Consider the following 19867-nt stretch of genomic DNA (forward strand, 5'->3'; position numbering starts at 1 on the left):
GCGGCCTTCTTCCAGACCACGGGCATCGACCGCATCGAACGGGTCCTGACCGACAACGCCTGGCCCTACCGCAAGAGCTTCGCCTGGCAGCAGGCACTCGGCGACCTCGGCGCGGCCGGCAAGCTCACCCGCGCCTACCGGCCGCAGACCAATGGCAAGGTCGAACGCTTCAACCGCACCCTGCTCGACGAATGGGCCTACCTCAAGCCCTACACAAGCAACGACGAGCGAACCGCGGCCCTGGCAGACTTTCTGCACGCCTACAACCACCACCGCTGCCACACCGCACTCGGCGGCCAGCCACCGATCAGCCGCGTTAACAACCCTGCGGGTCAATACACCTAGGGCCTGTCGTGCCGCCCGGGTGGCCCGCGCCTAGGGCCGTCGTGCCGCCCGGGTGGGCGCAGCGGGCACCCCGCCGCGCAACGCCCGGCGCCGAGAGCCGGGTCCTGTCCGACCGTTCCCGCCTGCCTCGCGACGGCGGGAACGGTCGGACAGGCCACTAGGGCCTTGTCGTTTGGATCAGGTCGCAGGAAAGGGACGGTGCTGTTCAGCGCCGGGGAGCGTGGTCTGGTGCGTGCAGCTGCAAGGCGGAGGAGGGAGTCGACGCGGAGCGTCGGCGACCGACGACAACGCCGCAGATGTGCGTGCCAGACCACGCGTCTGCGGCGTGATCCAAACGACAGGCCCTAGACGGCCGGCTGCGACGGATACGTCCCGTGCTCGAACTCCGGCTCGGGGTCCCGGGGTCCGAACAGCGCCGTGAGCCCCAGGTGCACGACCAGCGCGGCGAGCGGCCACGCCAGCAGCGCCCCCTTCGCCCCGAGCTTCAGCGGCGCGGAGAACGTCACGCCCCGCCCCACCTCACGCGCGTGCGCGACGACGTCCTCGGCGGGACCGAGCCACACCCCGACCCGCCAGGCCAGCAGCGACCCGAGCAGCCCGCCGACGGCCAGGCCCACCACCAGCGGCACACCCCCGCGCCGCCGCAGCAGGAACACCGCCAGCGCGCTCACCAGCCCGAAGCCCAGCCCGAGCAGCGTGAACGTCCCGTCCACGCCGACGGCCTGCTCCCCTTCGGTGTCCTTGAGGTAGACGACCCAGTTCCCGTCCGTCACGTCCCCGATCAGCGGCACGTGCGGCGCGAGCCACCACCACAGCACGCCCAGCAGCACCCCGCCGAGGGCCACGGCCAGGGCGACCAGCCCGGCCTCCCGCAGTTCGGTCCTCATCCCGGGGCCGTCGTCCTGTCCGTACCAGCCGGGCCCGGTGTGCTTGGCGTACTCGGCGTGCTCGGAGCCGGGAGCCGCGGGCGCCCCGGCCGGCGGCTGCCACGAACCCTGCGCGGAGTGTTCGTGCGGTGGCGGTGGCGGAGTCAGTGGTGCGGTCACCCTGCCATCGTGCCAGGCCCGCCTGTGTGCCGCGTCACCGGACGACCCCTCCCCGCTCACCGGACGGCCGCCCGCCGGTACGCCCAGGTCGCCACGGCCAGCGAGACGACGCCCACACCACCGCAGACGGCGAGATCACCGAGCACGAACGCCCAGTCCGGGTCCGCCCCGAACGTGCGCGCGAACGCCTCCACCCCGTACGTCGACGGCAGCAGGTCCCGCGCGAAGCGCACGGCCTCCGGCATCCGGTCGGCCGGCAGCACGCCCAGCAGCAGCGCCGCCGACATGCCCAGCTGCCCGAGCAGCGTGGCCAGCTCCGGCCGCGGCGCGAGCAGCCCCAGCGCCGCCCCGAGCCCGGCGAGCGCGGCGCCCGCCAGCGGGATGACGGCCATGAGGATCCACAGATGGGCCAGCGGCAGCCCGAACAGCACACAGCCGAAGACCGCCGTCACGACCGTCCCGGGCACGGTGAAGGACGCGTACGCGCCCGCCGCGCCGAGCACCACGGCCGCGGGCGGCACCGGCAGGGTCGCGTAGTGGTCGAGCCCGCCGCTGGCGCGCAGCTGCCCGAAGTACTGCGCGAGCAGGTTCAGCGCGACGAAGGCGACCACGAGGACCGACGAACCGGCGACCACCGCCTGCGCCTCGGCCCCGTCGTCCACGACCCCGCGCATCAGGATCATGATCCCGACCGACTGGAAGGTCGCCACGAACAGCAGCGGGATCCGCGCGACCCGCGCCCGGGACAGCTGCGCCCGGTACACGGCCGCCAGCGACGGCCACAGCCGCGCCCGGGGCCCGAGCTCGGCCGCGCCCGCGGCGGGCTCCTGGACGGCCAGGGCACTGCCCGGCAGGACATCGGCGGGTACGACACTCACGTCGCGCTGCTCCCCTTCGTCGGGTCCACTGCGGCAGTCGCCCTGTTCGGTACGTACGCGGCGGCCCACGCACTCAAGGCCTCGGTGTTCCTCACGTTCCTCATGCCTTCACCAGCCCCTGCTGCGCGGCACCGCCCAGCGCCAGGTAGACGTCCTCCAGGCTCGGCGTGGCCAGCGTGAAGTCGTCCAGGGCGGCGAAGGCGGCGCCGCCGGTGACGGTCGCGACGACCGCCCGGGCCTCCTCGGGGCCGAGCCGGAGCGTCCAGCGGCGGCCCGACTCCACGGCCCGGTCCCGCAGCGCGGCCACCTCGGGCACGTGCAGCGGAGCGGCGTCCCGCCACACCAGGTCGACCCGCACCTCGCCCGCGACCTGTTCCTTGAGCCCGGCGGGCGTGTCGCAGGCGATCACCCGCCCCCGGTCCAGGACGGCCACCCGGTCCAGCACGGTCTCGGCCTCGATGACGTTGTGGGTGACGAGCAGCACGGTCGTGCCGTGCTCGGCCCGCCGCCGGTCGACCGCGGACCACACGGCCCGCCGGGCCACCGGGTCCATGCCGGTGGTCGGCTCGTCGAGCACGAGCAGCGGCCGCTCCCCCACCAGCGCCGCGGCGAAGCACGCCAGCCGCCGCTGGCCGCCGGAGAGCTTCTTCAGCGGGCGTCCGGCCAGCGGGGTGAGGCCGAGTTCGTCGAGGACGGCGTCCCGCTCGGCCCGCGCCCGCCGGACCTCCAGGCCGCGCAGCCGCCCGGTCGTCTCGGCGGCGAGCGACACGGTCAGTTCGTCGAGGGCGGTCGACTCCTGGCCGAGGTAGGCGAGGATGCGCGAGGCCCGCTCCGGGTGGCGCACGATGTCGTGCCCGAGGATCTCCACGCTGCCGCTGTCGGGCCGCATCAGCCCGGTGAGCTGCCGTACGAGGGTGGACTTGCCGGCGCCGTTCGGGCCGAGCAGGCCGAAGATCTCGCCGCGGCGGATCTCCAGCCGTACGTCGTCCGTGGCCCGGACCTCGGGGGTCGCGGGCGCGCCGCGCCGGCCGCGGACCGCCGGATAGGTCTTGGTCAGCCCGCGCACCGCGCACACGATGTCGCCATCGTGCCGAAATGCCTGTGCCGCGCGCTTACTCACAAGGGACGAGACTACGGGGTCGGCGGGCCCGGTTCGCTCTCGGGTCGCTCCGTGACGGGAAAAGAGCCGGCGAGGCCTCAGTCGCCGACCGGGGCGTGCTCCACCCCCGTGCGCACGCCGATCTCCTTCCAGAAGCCGGCCCGGATGGCGTAACGGTCGCGTTCGTCGATCTGGTCGTCCTTGTGGGCGAGCAGGCCGAACCGGGCGGCGTAGCGCAGCAGCTCACCGTCGACCCGGTGCGGGATGCGTGGGTACATCCCGGACAGTTTCTGCAGGTGGCTCTGGTCGCCGAGACGTTCCACCCAGCGCCGGGCGAAGACCTGGCCCACCTCGAAGGGGTCGCCGCCGACCGTGGTGATGTCCTCCTCGCGGTCGGCCCAGCGCTGCTCAGCGGTGGTCAGCTGGGCGAGCGTCGGCATCGAGGCGGCCTCGGGGGGCTCGGCCGCGGGCCGGTCGACCCAACCTTTGTCGGAGGACCAGCGGAGGGTGGCGGAGGCGGGGGGCTGGGCGGGCTGGGTGCCGGGGGCGCGCAGGGCGGCCAGGTCTTTGGGTGTGGGGACCCCTTTGGCGGCGGGCACGCGCTCCTCGCTGCCGTTCTGGCCGGGGCCGGGCACCGGGTGCGGGGGCTGCGGGGCGGGCCGCTCGGCGGGGGCGGCGAGGGCGGAGTCGGGCAGCGGCGCGGAGAGGATCGCGGCGATCTCCGGCCGGGGCGCGGGCTGCGGGGCGCACACCCCCGAGTACTCCTTGGCGCGGACGGCCTTGGTGATCCACGCGCGGTCCAGGACACGCCGCTCGTCGGCCTCGGCGACCAGGTCCTCGGACTGGTTGTAGTCGCCGTCGGCGGCCTGCACGGCCCACAGGTGGACGGCGACCCCGTGCTCCTTGGCGGCCATCATGCCCGGCAGCAGGTCGCCGTCGCCGGTGACCAGGACGACGTCGGAGCAGGCGCGGTTGCGGGCCAGTTCGGTCAGCTCGGCGTGCATGGCGGCGTCCACGCCCTTCTGCGCCCAGCGGCCGTCGCTGCGGGTCAGGGCGCCGAGCCGGACGGTGACCCGGGGCATCACGCGCAGCCTGCGGTGCTCGGGCTGCGGGACGCGGTCGGGGGCGCCGTCGAACCAGTAGATGCGCAGCAGCGGCTGCTGTGTGTCGGATTCGGCACGCTCGCGCAGCCCCTGGATGAGGGCTGTGTGGTCGACCGTGATGCGGGACCGCGAGGGCTCCCCGGCGAGGAGGCTCGCCGCGGCTCCCAGCAGATACCCGGCGTCCACCAGGACGATGCAGCGGTCCACGCGACTCACCCTCTTCCCGGGAGGTTTGTTTCGGGCTTCCTTCGAGTCTGCCCGACGGCGCGGAGGTTAACGGCCGGAACTCGATCTTCGGCGTGGCGTTTCGCCGCCCCCCGCTCCGACTCCCCCTGTCACGCAGGGTAATTGTCCGACATGCGATCGTTGTCGGCCTGTGTGAATCTGGTCCCGGCCCTGGCCCCTAGATCCCCCACAGGAGGCATCACCATGGCCAAGAACAAGAACCGTGACCGTAAGCAGCAGCGTCCGACCGAGCGCGGGCAGCGGGCGGACCGCAGCCCCGCGGCCCAGGCGGAGCCCCAGACCGAGGTCGAGCTGACCCCCGGCGACGTGGCCTCCCGCAAGCGGAAGCGCAGCTTCGGCCACAACTGACGTTCGCGGCGCGGGTTTTCGCGATCCACGCGCATACGTGAGGGGCGTACCAGGTACCGGGTACGCCCCTCACGCGCGTCACGCGCGTCACCAGCCGCCCGCGGCCCCGGTCAGCGAGCCGGACAGGACGGGCCGAGCGGCACGGCCGCGGTCAGCCCGCCAGGCAGGACGGGCCGAGCAGCACCTTCAGGTCGCCGAAGAGTGCCGGGTCGGGCTTGACCCGGTGCCGGTCCAGACGCAGCACGGTCGTCTTGGTCGGCCCCTGGAGCTTGATCCGGACCTCGCTGTCGCCCTTGTGGTGGCTGAGCACCTCGCCGAGGCGGCTGACCAGCGGCGGGGTGACCCGGGTGGCCGGGATCGTGAGGACCACGGGCGCGTTGGTGCCGGCGTTGGACAGGTCCGGGACCATCAGCTCCATCGCGACGAGCCGCGGCACGTCCTCGCGCTTGTCCAGGCGGCCCTTGACGAACACCACGGCGTCCTCGACGAGTTGGGTCGAGACGAGCTGGTAGGTCGCGGGGAAGAACATGCACTCGATGGAGCCGGCGAGGTCCTCGACGGTGGCGATCGCCCAGGCGTTGCCCTGCTTGGTCATCTTGCGCTGCAGGCCGGAGATGATGCCGCCGATGGTGACGACCGCGCCGTCCGCGTGCTCACCGCCGGTCAGCTGGGAGATGCCCGCGTCGGCCTTGTCGGACAGGATGTGCTCCAGGCCGAACAGCGGGTGGTCGGAGACGTACAGACCGAGCATCTCCCGCTCCTGGGCGAGGAGATAGGTCTTGTCCCACTCGTCGGTGGAGAACTCCACGTCGAGCCCGAAGCCCGGCTCGCTGGTCTCGGCCTCGCCCATGCCGCCGAAGAGGTCGAACTGCCCCTCGGCCTCCTTGCGCTTGACCGCGACCACGTTGTCGATCATCGGTTCGTACTGGGCGGTGAGACCCTTGCGGGTGTGGCCCAGCGAGTCGAAGGCGCCGGCCTTGATGAGCGATTCGGTGGTGCGCTTGTTGCAGACCACCGCCTCCACTTTGTCCAGGTAGTCCGGGAAGGACGTGTACTTCCCCTTGGCCTTGCGGCACCGGATGATCGACTCGACCACGTTCGTGCCGACGTTGCGGACGGCGGACAGGCCGAAGAGGATCACGTCGTCGCCCTGGGCCGCGAAGTTGGACATCGACTCGTTGACGTTCGGCGGGAGCACGCGGATGCCCATGCGGCGGCACTCATTGAGGTAGACGGCCGACTTGTCCTTGTCGTCCTTCACGGACGTCAGCAGGGCGGCCATGTACTCGGCGGGGTGGTTGGCCTTGAGGTAGGCCGTCCAGTAGGAGACGAGTCCGTACGCGGCGGAGTGCGCCTTGTTGAACGCGTAGCCGGCGAAGGGGACCAGCACGTCCCACAGCGCCTGGATGGCCTCGTCGCTGTACCCCTTCTTGCGGGCGCCCTCCTGGAACAGGACGAAGTTCTTCGCCAGTTCCTCGGGCTTCTTCTTGCCCATCACGCGGCGCAGGATGTCGGCCTCGCCCAGCGAGTAGCCGGCGATGATCTGGGCGGCCTTCTGCACCTGCTCCTGGTAGACGATCAGGCCGTAGGTGACGTCGAGGACCTCCCGGAGCGGCTCCTCCAGCTCGGGGTGGATGGGCGTGATCTCCTGCTGGCCGTTCTTGCGCAGCGCGTAGTTCGTGTGGGAGTTCATGCCCATGGGGCCCGGGCGGTACAGGGCCGACACGGCGGAGATGTCTTCGAAGTTGTCCGGCTTCATCAGCCGGAGCAGGGACCGCATGGGCCCGCCGTCGAACTGGAAGACGCCGAGGGTGTCCCCGCGCTGGAGCAGTTCGAAGGTCGTCGGGTCGTCGAGCGGGAGGCTCAGGAGATCGATGTCGATCCCCTTGTTGGACTTCACCATCTTGACGGCGTCGTCCATGATCGTCAGGTTGCGCAGGCCCAGGAAGTCCATCTTCAGCAGGCCGAGCGACTCACAGCTCGGGTAGTCCCACTGCGTGATGGTCACGCCGTCGGTGTGCCGGACCCAGACGGGCACGTGGTCGGTGATGGTCTCGCTGGACATGATCACGCCGGCGGCGTGCACGCCCATCTGCCGCACCAGGCCCTCGACGCCCTTGGCGGTGTCGATGACCTTCTTCACGTCCGGCTCGTTCTCGTACATCGCCCGGACCTCGCCCGCCTCCGAGTAGCGGGGGTGGTTCGGGTCGGTGATGCCGTCCAGGTTGATGCCCTTGCCGAGGACGTCGGCCGGCATGGCCTTGGTGATGCGGTCGCCCATCGCGTACGGGTAGCCCAGCACGCGCGCGGAGTCCTTGATCGCGTTCTTGGCCTTGATGGTGCCGTACGTGCCGATCATGGCGACCTTGTCGGCGCCGTACTTCTCCGTGACGTACCGGATCACCTCGACGCGCCGGCGCTCGTCGAAGTCGATGTCGACATCGGGCATGGAGATGCGCTCGGGGTTGAGGAACCGCTCGAAGATCAGGCCGTGCGGGATGGGGTCGAGGTCGGTGATGCCCAGGGCGTAGGCGACGATCGAGCCGGCCGCCGAGCCACGGCCGGGGCCGACCGCGATGCCCTGCTTCTTGGCCCACATGATGAAGTCGGCGACCACGAGGAAGTAGCCCGGGAAGCCCATCGAGATGATGGTGTCCATCTCGTACTCGACCTGCTTCATGCGGTCGTCCGGGATGCCGTCCGGGAAGCGGCGGTGCATGCCGCGCATGGTCTCCTCGCGGAACCAGCTGACCTCCGTGTACCCCTCGGGGATGTCGAACTTGGGCATGAGGTCGCGCTTTTCGAACATGCCCGTGGTGTCGACCATCTCGGCGATCAGCCGGGTGTTGGCGCAGCCCTCCTGCCAGGCGTCCGAGGAGTCGATGGCGTACATCTCGTCCGTGGACTTCAGGTAGTAGCCGGTGCCGTCGAACTTGAAGCGGTCCGGGTCGGAGAGGTTCTTGCCGGTCTGGATGCACAGCAGCGCGTCGTGGGCGCTCGCCTCGTGCGCGTAGGTGTAGTGCGAGTCGTTGGTGACCAGCGGGGGGATGCCGAGCTTCCTGCCGATCTCCAGCAGGCCGTCGCGGACCCGGTGCTCGATCTCGATGCCGTGGTCCATCAGCTCCAGGAAGTACTTGTCCTTGCCGAAGATGTCCTGGTAGTCGGCGGCGGCCTTGAGGGCCTCGTCGAAGTGGCCGAGGCGCAGCCGGGTCTGGACCTCGCCGGAGGGGCAGCCGGTGGAGGCGACGATGCCCTCGGACCACTTGGCGATGGTCTCCTTGTCCATCCGGGGCCACTTCTGCAGCCAGCCCTCGGCGTAGGCGTCGGAGGACAGCCGGAAGAGGTTGTGCAGACCGGTCTTGTTCACGGCCCACATCGTCTTGTGCGTGTAACCGCCGGAACCGGAGACGTCGTCCCGCTTCTGGTGCGGCTGGCCCCACTGGATCTTGCGCTTGTTGCGGCGCGACTCGGGCGCGACATAGGCCTCGATCCCGATGATCGGGGTGATCCCGGCCTTCTGCGCGGAGTGGTAGAAGTCGTACGCCCCGTGGAGGTTGCCGTGGTCGGACATGGCGATGTGGGTCATGCCCATCTCGTTGCACGCGTCGAACATGTCCTTCAGCCGCGCGGCACCGTCCAGCAGCGAGTACTGGGTGTGGACGTGCAGGTGCGTGAACGGCGGCTTTGACACGGCTGCGGCCTCCAGGAAGAACACGGGTCGAATGGGGTCCGACAGGCTGCGGACAGTCTGGGGGACAGCGTCGAAGTCTATGCCTCGGCAGTGACACACGGGGGCCTGACCCGCGTACCTTCGTGCGGGGGCCGTGGGCACTCGCGCGTGCCCCCGCACGTTAGGCACAGGGCGGACCTGCCGCCCGAGACGCATGCACCAGGAGGCACCCAGCGATGTCGTTCCCGCAGCTCGACGGCGAGCACCGCGGTGAGGAGATCCTCGCCGTCATCGACACCGCCTTCGGCGAGCTCCTGGCCGCCGACCCGGCCGCGTTCCGCGTGAAGTTCCGGAAGATGGCGGCCTCGGCCTTCGCCTTCTACCGGGGCACGGCGAGCCTCTTCTACCACGACCTCGACCGGGAGGGGCTGCTGGACGGCCCGTACCTGGACGAGCGCACGTCGCGCGTGTGGATCCACGGCGACCTGCACGCGGAGAACTTCGGCACGTACATGGACGCCAACGGCCGCCTGATCTTCAACGTCAACGACTTCGACGAGGCCTACGTGGGCCCCTTCACCTGGGACCTGGCGCGTTTCGCCGCGTCCATCGCGCTGATCGGCTACGCCAAGGCGCTCAGCGACGAGCAGATCACCGAGCTGGTGCGGGTGTACGCGGGCGCGTACCGGGAGCGGATCCACGCCCTGGCCACGGGCGCGAAGAGCGACGAGGTGCCGCCGTTCACGCTGGACACCGCGCAGGGCCCGCTGCTGGACGTGCTGCGCGACGCCCGCTCGCTGACCCGCTTCGGGCTGCTGGAGTCGATGACGGAGATCCGCGACTTCGAGCGCCGCTTCGCGCCGGGCGGCGGCTCGGTCGAGCTGGACGCGGCCACGCGCTACAAGGTCCTCGCCGCCTTCGACGGCTATCTGGAGACGCTCCCGGACAGCTCCCTGGCCCGCCCCGACTCCTACCGCGTGAAGGACGTCGTCGGCCGCCGCGGCATCGGGATCGGCTCGGCGGGGCTGCCGTCGTACAACATCCTCCTGGAGGGTCACAGCGACGCCCTGGAGAACGATGTCGTGATCTACATCAAGCAGGCCCAGACCCCGGCCGTCTCCCGGCACATCACGGACCGGGCGATCCGCGACTACTTCCAGCACGAGGGGCACCGCACGGTCATCTCCCAGCGCGCCCTCCAGGCGCACGCCGACCCGTGGCTGGGCTGGACCGAGCTGGACGGCGCGGGCCAGCTGGTCGCCGAGGTCTCGCCGTACGCGGTGGACCTCGACTGGGGCGACATCGACGACCCGGAGGAGATCGCCCAGGTGGTGGCGGACCTCGGCCGGGCGACGGCCACCATGCACGCGGCGGCGGACGACCAGTCCGGCGAGTCCCTGGTGCCGTTCTCCACCGAGCGGGCCATCGACGCGGCGATCGCGGCCGACGAGGAGGGCTTCGCGCCCCTGCTGGTCGACTTCGCGCACAACTACGGCGCACGCGCGCGTGCCGACCACCAGACCTTCGTGGACCTCTTCCGCAACGGCCGGATCCCGGGTCTGTGACGGAAGAAGCTCACACAGGCATCCTTTAGGGGTCCCTTACAGGTCCCCGTGACAGACTCTTCTCTCGCTATGGACATATCCGGGACCCCGCTCAGAGCCGTGCGCGCGGCGCTGTTCACGGCCGTGGTCGTGACGCTCAGCACCGCGTCGCACGTGCTGCTGTCCCGGGCCCCGCTGCCGGTGGGCACGGTGGCGGCGGTCGCCGCCGCCGTGTTCCTCCTCGCCTACGCCCTGGCGGGCCGCGAGCGCTCCTTCGGGCGGATCGCGGCCCTGCTGATCCCGCTGGAGCTGGCCGCCGACACGGTGTTCACCACGGGGCAGCACGCCTGTTACGGCCGCGCGGGCGGCCCGGTCGCGGGCCCGCTGCGCTCGGTCGGCCTGGACGTGCTGTGCGGCGGCGGCGAGGTCGGTACGCCGCTGGCCCGGATGGCCGGTGCCACCGGTACGGAGCGGCTGGCAGCGGTGGTCGCCCACGCCGACCCGGCCACGGCCTGGCTGCTGCTCGGCGCGCACCTCGGCGTCGGCCTCACCGCGGCCGTGTGGCTGCGCCGCGGCGAGCGGGCCCTGGCCCAGCTGCTGCGGGCGGTGACGGCGACGACGTTCCGGCCGTTGCTGCTGGCGGTCGCCGCGGTGGCGGTACGGCGGCGGCCGGCCGCCCGCCGGCTGCCCGCGCGCCCCGCCGGCCGCACGTCGACCGCCCGCGACCTGGTTCTCGCCTACTCCCTGGGACGGCGTGGACCGCCGTGCTCGCCCGCCCTCGTCTGAGGCACCCGCCGTCGCGCACGGCGAGCACGAGCAGTCCCCCTCACCTATCCCGCACACACGACGTGTGCGCGTCCCCCACGGAGAACATCACCATGAGCAAGCGGAACAGCCAGGCGGCGAAGACGGCGGCCCGGGAGCGGCTGCGCGTCGAGCGCGAGCGCGAGGCCAAGCGGGCCAAGGCCAGGCGGCAGATCGTCGTCGCCTGCTCCGTCGTCGGCGTCCTCGCGATAGCCGGCGGCATCGGCTACGCGGTCGTCCAGGCCAACAAGCCCGGCTACTGGGAGGCCCAGAAGGACGCCGAGGTCGTCGCCCCGGCCAACACCACCGGCACCGACGGCACCACGGTCGTCATCGGCAAGGACTCGGCGAAGAAGACCCTGAAGGTCTACGAGGACCCGCGCTGCCCGGTGTGCGCCCAGTTCGAGCAGACGGTCGGCCCGACCGTGAAGAAGGACATCGACGACGGCAAGTACAAGATGCAGTTCATCGGCGCCACCTTCATCGACGACAAGGACAACGGCGAGGGCTCCAAGAACGCGCTGAGCGCCCTGGGCGCCGCGCTGAACGTCAGCGACCGGGCGTTCCTCGACTACAAGGCCGCCCTCTACTCCGCGAAGTTCCACCCGGAGGAGACGACCGACGAGTTCAAGAAGGACAGCTACCTGATCAAGGTGGCGAACAGCGTCCCGGAGCTGAAGGGCAACAAGAAGTTCCAGGACGCCGTCGAGAAGGGCACCTACGACGCCTGGGCGATGGCCATGTCGAAGACCTTCGACGACAACAAGGACGGCGTCACGGGCACGCCGGGCTTCGTGATGGACGGCAAGCAGCTCACCGCCGACAGCCAGGGCACGCCGCTGATGACGGTGGCCGACTTCAACCGGGTGGTGGGCGAGGCCCTGAAGAAGTGACGACGGGCCGTGGACCGGCCGGCGTGTGAAGAGCGGGCGAACTTCCGGAGTTCGCCCGCTCCGGCGCATACCGACCAGTAACCTGATCGCTCGTGACCAGTCGATACAGATCATCGAACACGTCCGAGGGCCTCAACTCCCTCACCCCGCGCCGCCGTACGGTCGTCAAGGCCGCGGCGGCGACTGCTGTCCTGGCCGGGCCGCTGGCGGCGACCCTGCCCGCGCGCGCCGTGGACCAGGCCCCCGCCTTCCTGCACGGCGTGGCCTCCGGCGACCCGCTGCCGGACGGCGTCCTGCTGTGGACCCGGGTGACGCCCGTCCCCGAGGCGATACCCGGCTCCGGCATCGGCCCGGACATCGACGTCGCCTGGACGGTCGCCCGGGACAAGGCGTTCACGAACGTCGTCGCCCAGGGCTCCACGACCGCCACCGCCGCCTCCGACCACACCGTGAAGGCCGACATCCGCGGCCTGGAGCCGGGCACGGACTACTGGTTCCGCTTCTCCGCCGGCGGCACCGACTCCCCCGCCGCCCGCACCCGCACCGCCCCCGCTCCCGACGCGGCCGTCACCGGCCTGCGCTTCGGCGTGGTCTCCTGCGCCAACTGGGAGGCCGGGTACTTCGCCCCGTACCGGCACCTCGCGGCCCGCGGCGACCTGGACGCCTGGCTGCACCTGGGCGACTACATCTACGAGTACGGCACCGGCGAGTACGGCACCCGCGGCACCGTCGTCCGCCCGCACGTCCCGGCCCACGAGATCGTCACGCTCGCCGACTACCGTGCGCGGCACGCCCGTTACAAGACGGACCCGGACCTGCAGGCGCTGCACGCGGCGGCCCCGGTCGTGGCGATCTGGGACGACCACGAGTTCGCCAACGACGCCTGGTCGGGCGGCGCGGAGAACCACACGGAGGGCGCCGAGGGCGCCTGGGCGGCCCGTCAGGCCGCCGCCCGGCAGGCCTACTTCGAGTGGATGCCGGTGCGTCCCGCCCTCGCCGGCACCACCTACCGCCGGCTGCGCTTCGGCAAGCTGGCCGACCTGTCGCTGCTGGACCTGCGCTCCTTCCGCTCCCAGCAGGTCAAGGTCGGCAACGGCGAGGTCGACGACCCGGACCGCACCCTCACCGGCCGCGCCCAGCTCGACTGGCTCAAGGCGGGCCTGCAGGCGTCCGACACCACCTGGCGGCTGGTCGGCAACTCCGTGATGATCTCGCCGTTCGCCATCGGCTCGCTCTCCGCCGACCTGCTGAAGCCGCTGGCCAAGCTGCTGGGCCTGCCGCAGGAGGGCCTCGCCCTCAACACCGACCAGTGGGACGGCTACACCGACGACCGGCGCGAGATCCTGGCGCACCTGCGCGCGCACGCCATCCGCAACACCGTCTTCCTCACCGGCGACATCCACATGGCGTGGGCCAACGACGTCCCGGTGGACGCGGGCACGTACCCGCTCTCCCCGTCGGCCGCCACGGAGTTCGTCGTCACCTCGGTCACCTCGGACAACCTCGACGACATCGTGAAGGTCCCGGAGGGCACGGTCTCCGCGGTCGCCGCGCCGGTGATCCGCGCGGCCAACCGGCACGTCCACTGGGTCGACACCGACCGCCACGGCTTCGGCGTCCTGGACCTCACGGCGGAGCGGGCGCAGATGGACTACTACGTCGTCTCCGGCCGGGCACGGCGCGACGCCACGGCCGTGTGGGCGCGCTCGTACCGCACGCGCAGCGGCACGCAGAAGCTGGAACGCGCGTACGACCCGGTGTAACCGGAGTCGCACCGGATGCCCGCCGTACCGGTACCGCACCGAGCCGCGGCGCACCACCCTGCGGATCGCGTGCTCCACCACCGCCACCCCGTCGGGGAACATGTGGTTCCGGATCTATGACTCGCAGCCGGTGGGCTGGGGCTGGTCCGGGCACTTCGCGTCGCTGGTGCACCCGCCGAAGAAGTGCTGACCGGCCGCTAGAGCGTGTCGAGGAAGCCGAGCGCCACCCGCCAGGTGGCCTCGGCCGCCTCGGCGTCGTAGTCGGGCAGGTCGGGGTCGGTGTAGAGGTGGCCGGCCCCGGCGTAGCGGTACACCTCCACGTCGGCGCCCGTGCGGCCCATCTGCAGGTACCAGGCGCTCAGCCAGTCGTCCGTCTCGAACGGGTCCGGCTCCGCGACGTGCAGCTGGACCGGCAGCCCGTCCACCGTCACGCCCGGGGCGATGTCCGAGGTGCCGTGCAGGAGCAGCAGGCCGCGGGCCTTGTCGTCGCCGAGGGCGAGGGTCTGGGCGATGGAGGCGCCGAGGGAGAAGCCGGCGTACACGAGCCCGCGCTCCGAGTAGGGCGCGGCGGCCAGCACGGCCCGCCTCAGCAGCTCCTCCTTGCCGATCTTCTCGTTGTGCTCCATGCCCTCCTCGACGGTCTCGAACGTGCGCCCTTCGAAGAGGTCGGGCGTCCACACCTCGTGACCGGCCGAGCGCAGCCGGTCAGCGGCCTGCCGCACCGCGGGCCGCAGACCGAAGGTCGAGTGAAAGAGCATGATGTTCATGAGGCCATGGTGCCAGCCGGGTGTGACGGGCCGGGATCGCGGCAGTACCCAGGACGCCGCCGAAGTCACATGTTCATGCCCCCGGCGAGCCGGTTAGGTTCGGGGGCATGGAGAACCTGCTACGACCGCTGATCGTGGTCGGTGGCTCGGTCGTGCTCACGCTGGTGATCGGCTGGGCCACCGACCTCCTGCTGCGCAAGGCCGACGAACGGCACCACGACACCCCGCTGTGGGGTCTGCTCCGCCGTGCCCGTATCCCCTACCAGCTGGTGCTGTGCGCCGCCCTGCTGAGAGGGTCGTACCGCGAGGCGGACCTGCTGCGGAGCAACGAGGAGACCGCCGGCCGGGTGCTGACCCTGGTGCTGATCGGATCGACCGCCTGGCTGGTGATCCGTATCGCGGCGGCGATCGTCGAGACGTCGTACAGCCGGTACGCCCACGGCCGGGCACACCGCGATCCGGCCCGGGTCCGCCGGGTGCGCACCCAGGTGACGCTGATCATGCGGGTGGTGTCCGCGATCGTCGGCGTGGTGGCCGCGGCGAGCATGCTGCTGACCTTCCCGGCGTTCAAGGCGGCCGGCGCGTCGCTGCTGGCCTCGGCCGGAATCCTCGGCATCGTCGCCGGTGTCGCCGCCCAGTCCACGCTGAGCAACATGTTCGCCGGGTTCCAGATCGCCTTCGGCGACATGGTGCGCATTGGGGACACCGTGGTCGTGGACGGCGAGTGGGGCACGGTCGAGGAGATCACGCTGACGTTCCTCGCCGTGCGCACCTGGGACGAGCGCCGGATCACCATGCCGGTGTCGTACTTCACGTCCAAGCCGTTCGAGAACTGGTCGCGGGGCACGCCGCAGATGACGGGCATCGTCTTCTGGCACCTGGACCACACGGCCCCCGTGGAGGCGATGCGCGACAAGCTCCGCGACATCCTGCGCGAGTGCCCGGCCTGGGACGGCCGCGCCTACGACCTGTCGGTCACGGACACCACGCCGAACACCATGCAGGTGCGGGCCCTGGTGACCGCCAAGGACGCCGACGACATCTGGACGGTGCGGGTCGCGGTCCGCGAGCGGATGATCCGCTGGCTGGCCGACGAGCACCCCTACGCCCTGCCCCGGGTCAACACGGCCGACGCGATCCTGCCGCCGTCCCGGGACGGCGGGTCCCCCGCCCGCAACGGCGCCCGCCCGTCCCGCGACGGGGACCGGCCGTCTTACGACGGCGTCCCGGGCCAGCGCCGCTACCACGGCTCGCCCCGCTCGGAGCGCTGAGCCCGGCCGCCCCGCACCGCACACCGCCGAGGACGGCTGCCCCGCGACAGCGGGCGGCCGTCCTCACCGCTGCCCGGGTTCCGCCCGGGCCGGTTTCCGCCCGGGCCGGGTTTCGCCCAGCCGGGTTCATGGGTGCACGGGGGCAGGCCGCAGGGGCGGGCGAGGGCGTGGCTCAGCGCAGGCTGCGCACGTCGAGATGGCGCAGCACCCGGTCCACCACCTCCGGATCGGCTCCCGGTTCACTCCGCGCCGCCAGCACCTCGTGCCGCGCGGCGCTCAGCATCTCCTGCTGGATCCGCCGCATCCGCTTCAGCTGCCGTGCCCGCTCCCGGTGCGCCTCACGCCGCTCGTCCTCCGCCACCTCGGGGCTGATCCGCACCCCGATGTCGAACGCGCGCCGCAGCATCTGCTCGGACAGCTCCTCCGGCAGCTCCTCGGAATCCTCGATCTCCCGCAGCCGCCGCTTGGCCGCCTTCGCCGCCCGGATCGCCAGGGTCTTCGCGAAGTCCTTCTCCACGTCCGTGTCGGCCTTGACCCCGAGCCGCCGCACCAGCCAGGGCAGCGTCAGCCCCTGCACGATCAGCGTCACCATGATCACCCCGAAGGCGATGAAGATGATCTCGTCCCGGTTGGGGAACGGCGCCCCGGTGTCCGTCTCCAGCGGAATGGCCAGCACCAGCGCGACCGACGCCACCCCCCGCATCCCCGACCACCACATCACCACGGTCTCGCGCCAGCTCACGGGGATGTCCTCGTCGTAGTCCCGTCGCGCGTGCAGCCGTTTGGTCAGCCAGGTCGCCGGCAGCAGCCACAGCAGCCGGACGAAGACGACCACGCACACCACCAGCGCCGCCCACCCGAGCAGCTGTCCCCACCGGCCGGCCGCGGTGTGGATGGCGTTGTGCAGCTCCAGCCCGACCAGCCCGAAGGCGACGCCGGTGACGAGCGTGTCCACGATGTTCCAGAACGTGTGCCCGGCCAGCCGCGTCATCACGTCGTCGGCGTCGGAGCCGTACTCCGCCAGGAACAGCGCGGTGGTGAGCACGGCGAGCACCCCGGAGCCGTGCAGTTCCTCGGCCATCACGTAGGCGGCGTACGGCACCAGCAGGGTCAGCGAGATCTGCAGGGTGGCGTCGTCGAGCAGCTCCATCAGCTTGTTGGTGCCCCAGCCGAGCGCGAGGCCGACGGCCACCGCCACCACCGCCGACAGCACCAGGTCGAGCCCGGCCTGCCACGGCGAGAACGTCCCGCTCACGGCGGCGGCGATCGCCACGTGGTAGAGGACGATGGCCGTCACGTCGTTGAAGAGCCCCTCGCCCTCCAGGATGGACACCAGCCGGCGCGGCAGTCCCAGCTGCCCGGCGACGGCGGTCGCCGCGACGGGGTCCGGCGGCGCCACCAGCGCACCGAGCGCGAACGCCGCGGCCAGCGGCAGGCCCGGCACGATCGCGTCGGCCGCGGCGGCCACACAGGCCATGGTGACGAACACCAGCGCCACGGCCAGCAGGAAGATGGGTCTCTTGTTGGCCGCGAACTGCCGCCACGAGGTGCGCCGCACGGCGGCGTACAGCAGGGGCGGCAGCAGCAGGGGCAGGATCAGGTCCGGCGGGATCTCGACGTTCGGGACGAACTCGAGCAGCGCGAGGACGATGCCGAGCAGGGTCATCAGCACCGGCGCGGGCACGCCGAGCCGATCCCCGACCGGGACGCTGATCACGGCCCCGAGCAGCAGCACGAACAACAGGGCCAACTGATCCACGGTCAGCGCTCCGGGAGGTCAGACGGTCACACGACTGATCTCAAGCGTGCCACGCAACACCCGTGACAAACCGTTTCGGCACCCGCTGCGGCGGGCTAGAGCGAGCGCCGCATCCCCTGATGGGGAATTCCGGCCTCCAGATATTCCGGCCCGTAGGCCGCATAGCCCAGCCGCTCGTAGAAGCCGAGCGCGTGCGTCTGGGCGTGCAGGTCGACGGCCGCGAGCCCGCGCGCGCGTGCCGCGTCCTCGATGGCCCGCACCAGGGCGGCACCGACACCCGTCCCGCGCGCGTGAGCGGCCACGGCGAGGCGCCCGAGGGAGCCCACCGACGGATCGGCCCCGGTCTGCGCCACGGCCGCCTCCCCGACCAGCAGCCGCCCGGTCCCGAGCGGCACGCCGTCCGCCCGGATCGCCAGCACATGGACGGCCCCGGCGTCGTGGGCGTCGTACTCCAGGTCCTCCGGCACGCCCTGCTCGCCGACGAAGACCTCCTTGCGCACCGCGAAGCACGCCTCACGGTCGGCCGGGTCCTCGGCGACCCGCACCGCGTAGCCTGGCTCGCTCACGCGTACGTCTCCTCCCGCACCTGGTCCAGGGCGTTGCTCAGGTCCTCCGGGTAGTCGCAGGAGAACTCCACCCACTGCCCGTCCCCGGGGTGCTCGAAGCCGAGCCGCACCGCGTGCAGCCACTGGCGGGTCAGCCGCAGCCGCTTGGCGAGCGTCGGGTCGGCGCCGTACGTCAGGTCGCCGACGCAGGGGTGCCGGTGGGCGGCCATGTGGACACGGATCTGGTGGGTGCGGCCGGTCTCCAGCTTCACGTCGAGCAGGGACGCGGCGCGGAACGCCTCGATGAGGTCGTAGTGCGTCACCGACGGCTTGCCCTCGGCGGTGACGGCCCACTTGTAGTCGTGCTGCGGGTGCCGGCCGATGGGGGCGTCGATGGTGCCGCTGGTGGGGTCCGGGTGGCCCTGGACGAGCGTGTGGTACCGCTTGTCGACCGTGCGCTCCTTGAACTGGCGCTTCAGCGACGTGTACGCGTACTCCGACTTGGCCACGACCATCAGCCCCGACGTGCCCACGTCCAGGCGGTGGACGATGCCCTGGCGCTCGGCGGCGCCGGACGTGGAGATCCGGTACCCGGCGGCGGCGAGGCCTCCGATGACGGTCGGGCCGGTCCACCCCGGCGACGGGTGCGCGGCCACGCCGACGGGCTTGACGATGACGACCACGTCGTCGTCGTCGTGGACGATCTCCATGCCCTCGACCGGCTCGGCCACCACCTGCACCGGCGCGGGCGCCTGCGGCATCTCGACCTCCAGCCAGGCCCCGCCGTGCACCCGCTCCGACTTGCCGACCACCGACCCGTCGACCGTGACCTTCCCCGCCGCGGCCAGCTCGGCCGCCTTGGTACGGGAGAAGCCGAACATGCGGGAGATGGCGGCGTCGACGCGCTCGCCCTCCAGGCCGTCGGGCACGGGCAGGGTACGGATCTCGGGAAGCGTGCTCACCCGTCGAGTATGCCGGACGGGCCCGGCACCCCCGTACGCGCCTGTGGACAACCCGTCCGGCGCCCGCTCAGTCCTTGTGGACGGTGCCGTCCGGGTCGAGCCCCTTGAAGGACAGCAGCACGATCAGGATGCCGCCGCACACGATCGCCGAGTCGGCCAGGTTGAACACGGCGAAGTGCTTGGGCGCGATGAAGTCCACCACCGCGCCCTCGAAGACGCCCGGCGCGCGGAAGATCCGGTCGGTGAGGTTGCCCAGCGCACCGCCGAGCAGCAGCCCGAGCGCGATCGCCCAGGGCAGGCTGTAGAGCTTGCGGGCCAGACGGGCGATCACCACGATCACCGCCGCCGCGATCACGGTGAAGATCACGGTGAAGGCCTCGCCGAAGCCGAAGGCCGCGCCCGCGTTGCGGATGGCCTCGAACTTCAGCCAGTCCCCGATGATCTCGATCGGCGGGTGGTGCTCCAACTTGGCCACCACGATCAGCTTGCTGATCAGGTCGAGGGCATAGGCGAACAGGGCCACCGCGAAGAGCACCGCGATCCGGCGCCTGCCCCGCGGGGCCGGCCCGGCCGCGGCCTCCGGCTCATCGGAACCGGACGCCCCGGCGGCCGCCGCGCCCGTCGGGGCGGTGCCGGACTCCCCGGTCCGGGCGCCGGTGTCCTCGGAACTGGGCCGCTCCCGTCCGTCCCCGGCCGCGTCCGGTGTGTCCGGCGTACCGATGATGCGCTCCGCCTCTGCCACGTGAGTCCCTCAACCTAGGTGCCTGACTGAGCACGAGGGTACGTCACGGCTCGCGCGACGCACGTGCTCAGGAGGCATTCGG

At 71.6% G+C, this 19867-nt stretch carries 17 protein-coding genes; 7 read left to right on the plus strand and 10 right to left on the minus strand.

Going from position 1 to position 19867, the window contains the following annotated elements:
- A partial coding sequence (locus ACIGAN_RS32600) for an integrase core domain-containing protein (protein WP_399862950.1) occupies window positions 1-345 on the plus strand: 345 nt, incomplete at its 5' end.
- Window positions 346-689: 344 nt separating this feature from the next.
- On the opposite strand, the gene ACIGAN_RS32605 is transcribed toward ACIGAN_RS32600, so the two are convergent.
- From ACIGAN_RS32605 to ACIGAN_RS32620, 4 genes are all read right to left on the minus strand, one after another.
- The gene (locus tag ACIGAN_RS32605) at window positions 690-1391 is read right to left on the minus strand and encodes an AAA family ATPase (protein WP_399862952.1); all 702 of its coding nucleotides are present in this window, start codon (window positions 1389-1391) and stop codon (window positions 690-692) included.
- A 56-nt stretch (window positions 1392-1447) separates the two neighbouring features.
- Window positions 1448-2269 carry an ABC transporter permease gene (locus ACIGAN_RS32610; protein ID WP_365737374.1) on the minus strand — a complete coding sequence of 274 codons (822 nt, stop codon included), beginning with the start codon at window positions 2267-2269 and terminating at the stop codon, window positions 1448-1450.
- 100 nt (window positions 2270-2369) lie between these two features.
- Entirely contained in the window at window positions 2370-3344 is a 975-nt protein-coding gene (locus ACIGAN_RS32615) for an ABC transporter ATP-binding protein (protein WP_365737583.1), read from the minus strand.
- Between the two features lie 122 nt (window positions 3345-3466).
- A complete protein-coding gene (locus tag ACIGAN_RS32620) occupies window positions 3467-4678 on the minus strand; it encodes an NYN domain-containing protein (RefSeq protein ID WP_365093050.1) in 1212 nt (403 codons plus the stop codon).
- Between the two features lie 222 nt (window positions 4679-4900).
- Between ACIGAN_RS32620 and ACIGAN_RS32625 the strand changes: the two genes are divergently transcribed.
- A complete protein-coding gene (locus ACIGAN_RS32625) occupies window positions 4901-5065 on the plus strand; it encodes a hypothetical protein (protein ID WP_309094022.1) in 165 nt (54 codons plus the stop codon).
- Between the two features lie 151 nt (window positions 5066-5216).
- Here ACIGAN_RS32625 and dnaE read toward each other — a convergent pair whose 3' ends face one another.
- Window positions 5217-8756 carry a DNA polymerase III subunit alpha gene (dnaE, locus tag ACIGAN_RS32630; RefSeq protein WP_365737371.1) on the minus strand — a complete coding sequence of 1180 codons (3540 nt, stop codon included), beginning with the start codon at window positions 8754-8756 and terminating at the stop codon, window positions 5217-5219.
- 215 nt (window positions 8757-8971) lie between these two features.
- On the opposite strand from dnaE, the gene ACIGAN_RS32635 reads away from it, so the two are divergent.
- The 4 genes from ACIGAN_RS32635 to ACIGAN_RS32650 all read left to right on the plus strand — a co-directional run bounded on the left by ACIGAN_RS32635 (window position 8972) and on the right by ACIGAN_RS32650 (window position 13739).
- On the plus strand, window positions 8972-10300 hold the full coding sequence (locus tag ACIGAN_RS32635; protein WP_365093043.1) for a DUF2252 domain-containing protein: 1329 nt from the start codon (window positions 8972-8974) through the stop codon (window positions 10298-10300).
- A 69-nt stretch (window positions 10301-10369) separates the two neighbouring features.
- On the plus strand, window positions 10370-11065 hold the full coding sequence (locus tag ACIGAN_RS32640) for a hypothetical protein (RefSeq protein WP_365737369.1): 696 nt from the start codon (window positions 10370-10372) through the stop codon (window positions 11063-11065).
- A 92-nt stretch (window positions 11066-11157) separates the two neighbouring features.
- A complete protein-coding gene (locus ACIGAN_RS32645) occupies window positions 11158-11976 on the plus strand; it encodes a thioredoxin domain-containing protein (protein WP_365093038.1) in 819 nt (272 codons plus the stop codon).
- A gap of 92 nt (window positions 11977-12068) precedes the next feature.
- The gene (locus ACIGAN_RS32650; RefSeq protein ID WP_399862956.1) at window positions 12069-13739 is read left to right on the plus strand and encodes an alkaline phosphatase D family protein; all 1671 of its coding nucleotides are present in this window, start codon (window positions 12069-12071) and stop codon (window positions 13737-13739) included.
- Between the two features lie 197 nt (window positions 13740-13936).
- On the opposite strand, the gene ACIGAN_RS32655 is transcribed toward ACIGAN_RS32650, so the two are convergent.
- Entirely contained in the window at window positions 13937-14506 is a 570-nt protein-coding gene (locus ACIGAN_RS32655) for a dienelactone hydrolase family protein (protein WP_365737365.1), read from the minus strand.
- A 107-nt stretch (window positions 14507-14613) separates the two neighbouring features.
- Here ACIGAN_RS32655 and ACIGAN_RS32660 point away from each other — a divergent pair, with 107 nt between their 5' ends.
- Entirely contained in the window at window positions 14614-15777 is a 1164-nt protein-coding gene (locus ACIGAN_RS32660; protein WP_399862958.1) for a mechanosensitive ion channel family protein, read from the plus strand.
- Between the two features lie 172 nt (window positions 15778-15949).
- Here the strand turns inward: ACIGAN_RS32660 and ACIGAN_RS32665 are convergent, their stop codons facing one another.
- The 4 genes from ACIGAN_RS32665 to lspA all read right to left on the minus strand — a co-directional run bounded on the left by ACIGAN_RS32665 (window position 15950) and on the right by lspA (window position 19785).
- Window positions 15950-17536, minus strand: coding sequence for a Na+/H+ antiporter (locus ACIGAN_RS32665; protein WP_365737363.1), 1587 nt, complete (start codon window positions 17534-17536; stop codon window positions 15950-15952).
- A 95-nt stretch (window positions 17537-17631) separates the two neighbouring features.
- The gene (locus ACIGAN_RS32670; protein ID WP_365737361.1) at window positions 17632-18102 is read right to left on the minus strand and encodes a GNAT family N-acetyltransferase; all 471 of its coding nucleotides are present in this window, start codon (window positions 18100-18102) and stop codon (window positions 17632-17634) included.
- Entirely contained in the window at window positions 18099-19043 is a 945-nt protein-coding gene (locus ACIGAN_RS32675) for an RluA family pseudouridine synthase (protein WP_365737360.1), read from the minus strand. Before ACIGAN_RS32675 ends, ACIGAN_RS32670 begins: the two co-directional genes overlap by 4 nt.
- Before the next feature lie 67 nt (window positions 19044-19110).
- Window positions 19111-19785, minus strand: coding sequence for a signal peptidase II (gene lspA / locus ACIGAN_RS32680; protein ID WP_399862961.1), 675 nt, complete (start codon window positions 19783-19785; stop codon window positions 19111-19113).
- Between the last annotated feature and the right edge of the window lie 82 nt (window positions 19786-19867).

The sequence above is a fragment of the Streptomyces sp. NPDC085931 genome (genome assembly GCF_044540565.1).
GTDB lineage: Bacteria > Actinomycetota > Actinomycetes > Streptomycetales > Streptomycetaceae > Streptomyces.

Coding starts and splice junctions, on each gene's coding strand:
- ACIGAN_RS32625 (WP_309094022.1), top strand. CDS start 4,901: ATGGCCAAGAACAAGAACCGTGACCGTAAGCAGCAGCGTCCGACCGAG.
- ACIGAN_RS32655 (WP_365737365.1), bottom strand. CDS start 14,506: ATGAACATCATGCTCTTTCACTCGACCTTCGGTCTGCGGCCCGCGGTG.
- ACIGAN_RS32660 (WP_399862958.1), top strand. CDS start 14,614: ATGGAGAACCTGCTACGACCGCTGATCGTGGTCGGTGGCTCGGTCGTG.
- ACIGAN_RS32645 (WP_365093038.1), top strand. CDS start 11,158: ATGAGCAAGCGGAACAGCCAGGCGGCGAAGACGGCGGCCCGGGAGCGG.
- ACIGAN_RS32635 (WP_365093043.1), top strand. CDS start 8,972: ATGTCGTTCCCGCAGCTCGACGGCGAGCACCGCGGTGAGGAGATCCTC.
- ACIGAN_RS32640 (WP_365737369.1), top strand. CDS start 10,370: ATGGACATATCCGGGACCCCGCTCAGAGCCGTGCGCGCGGCGCTGTTC.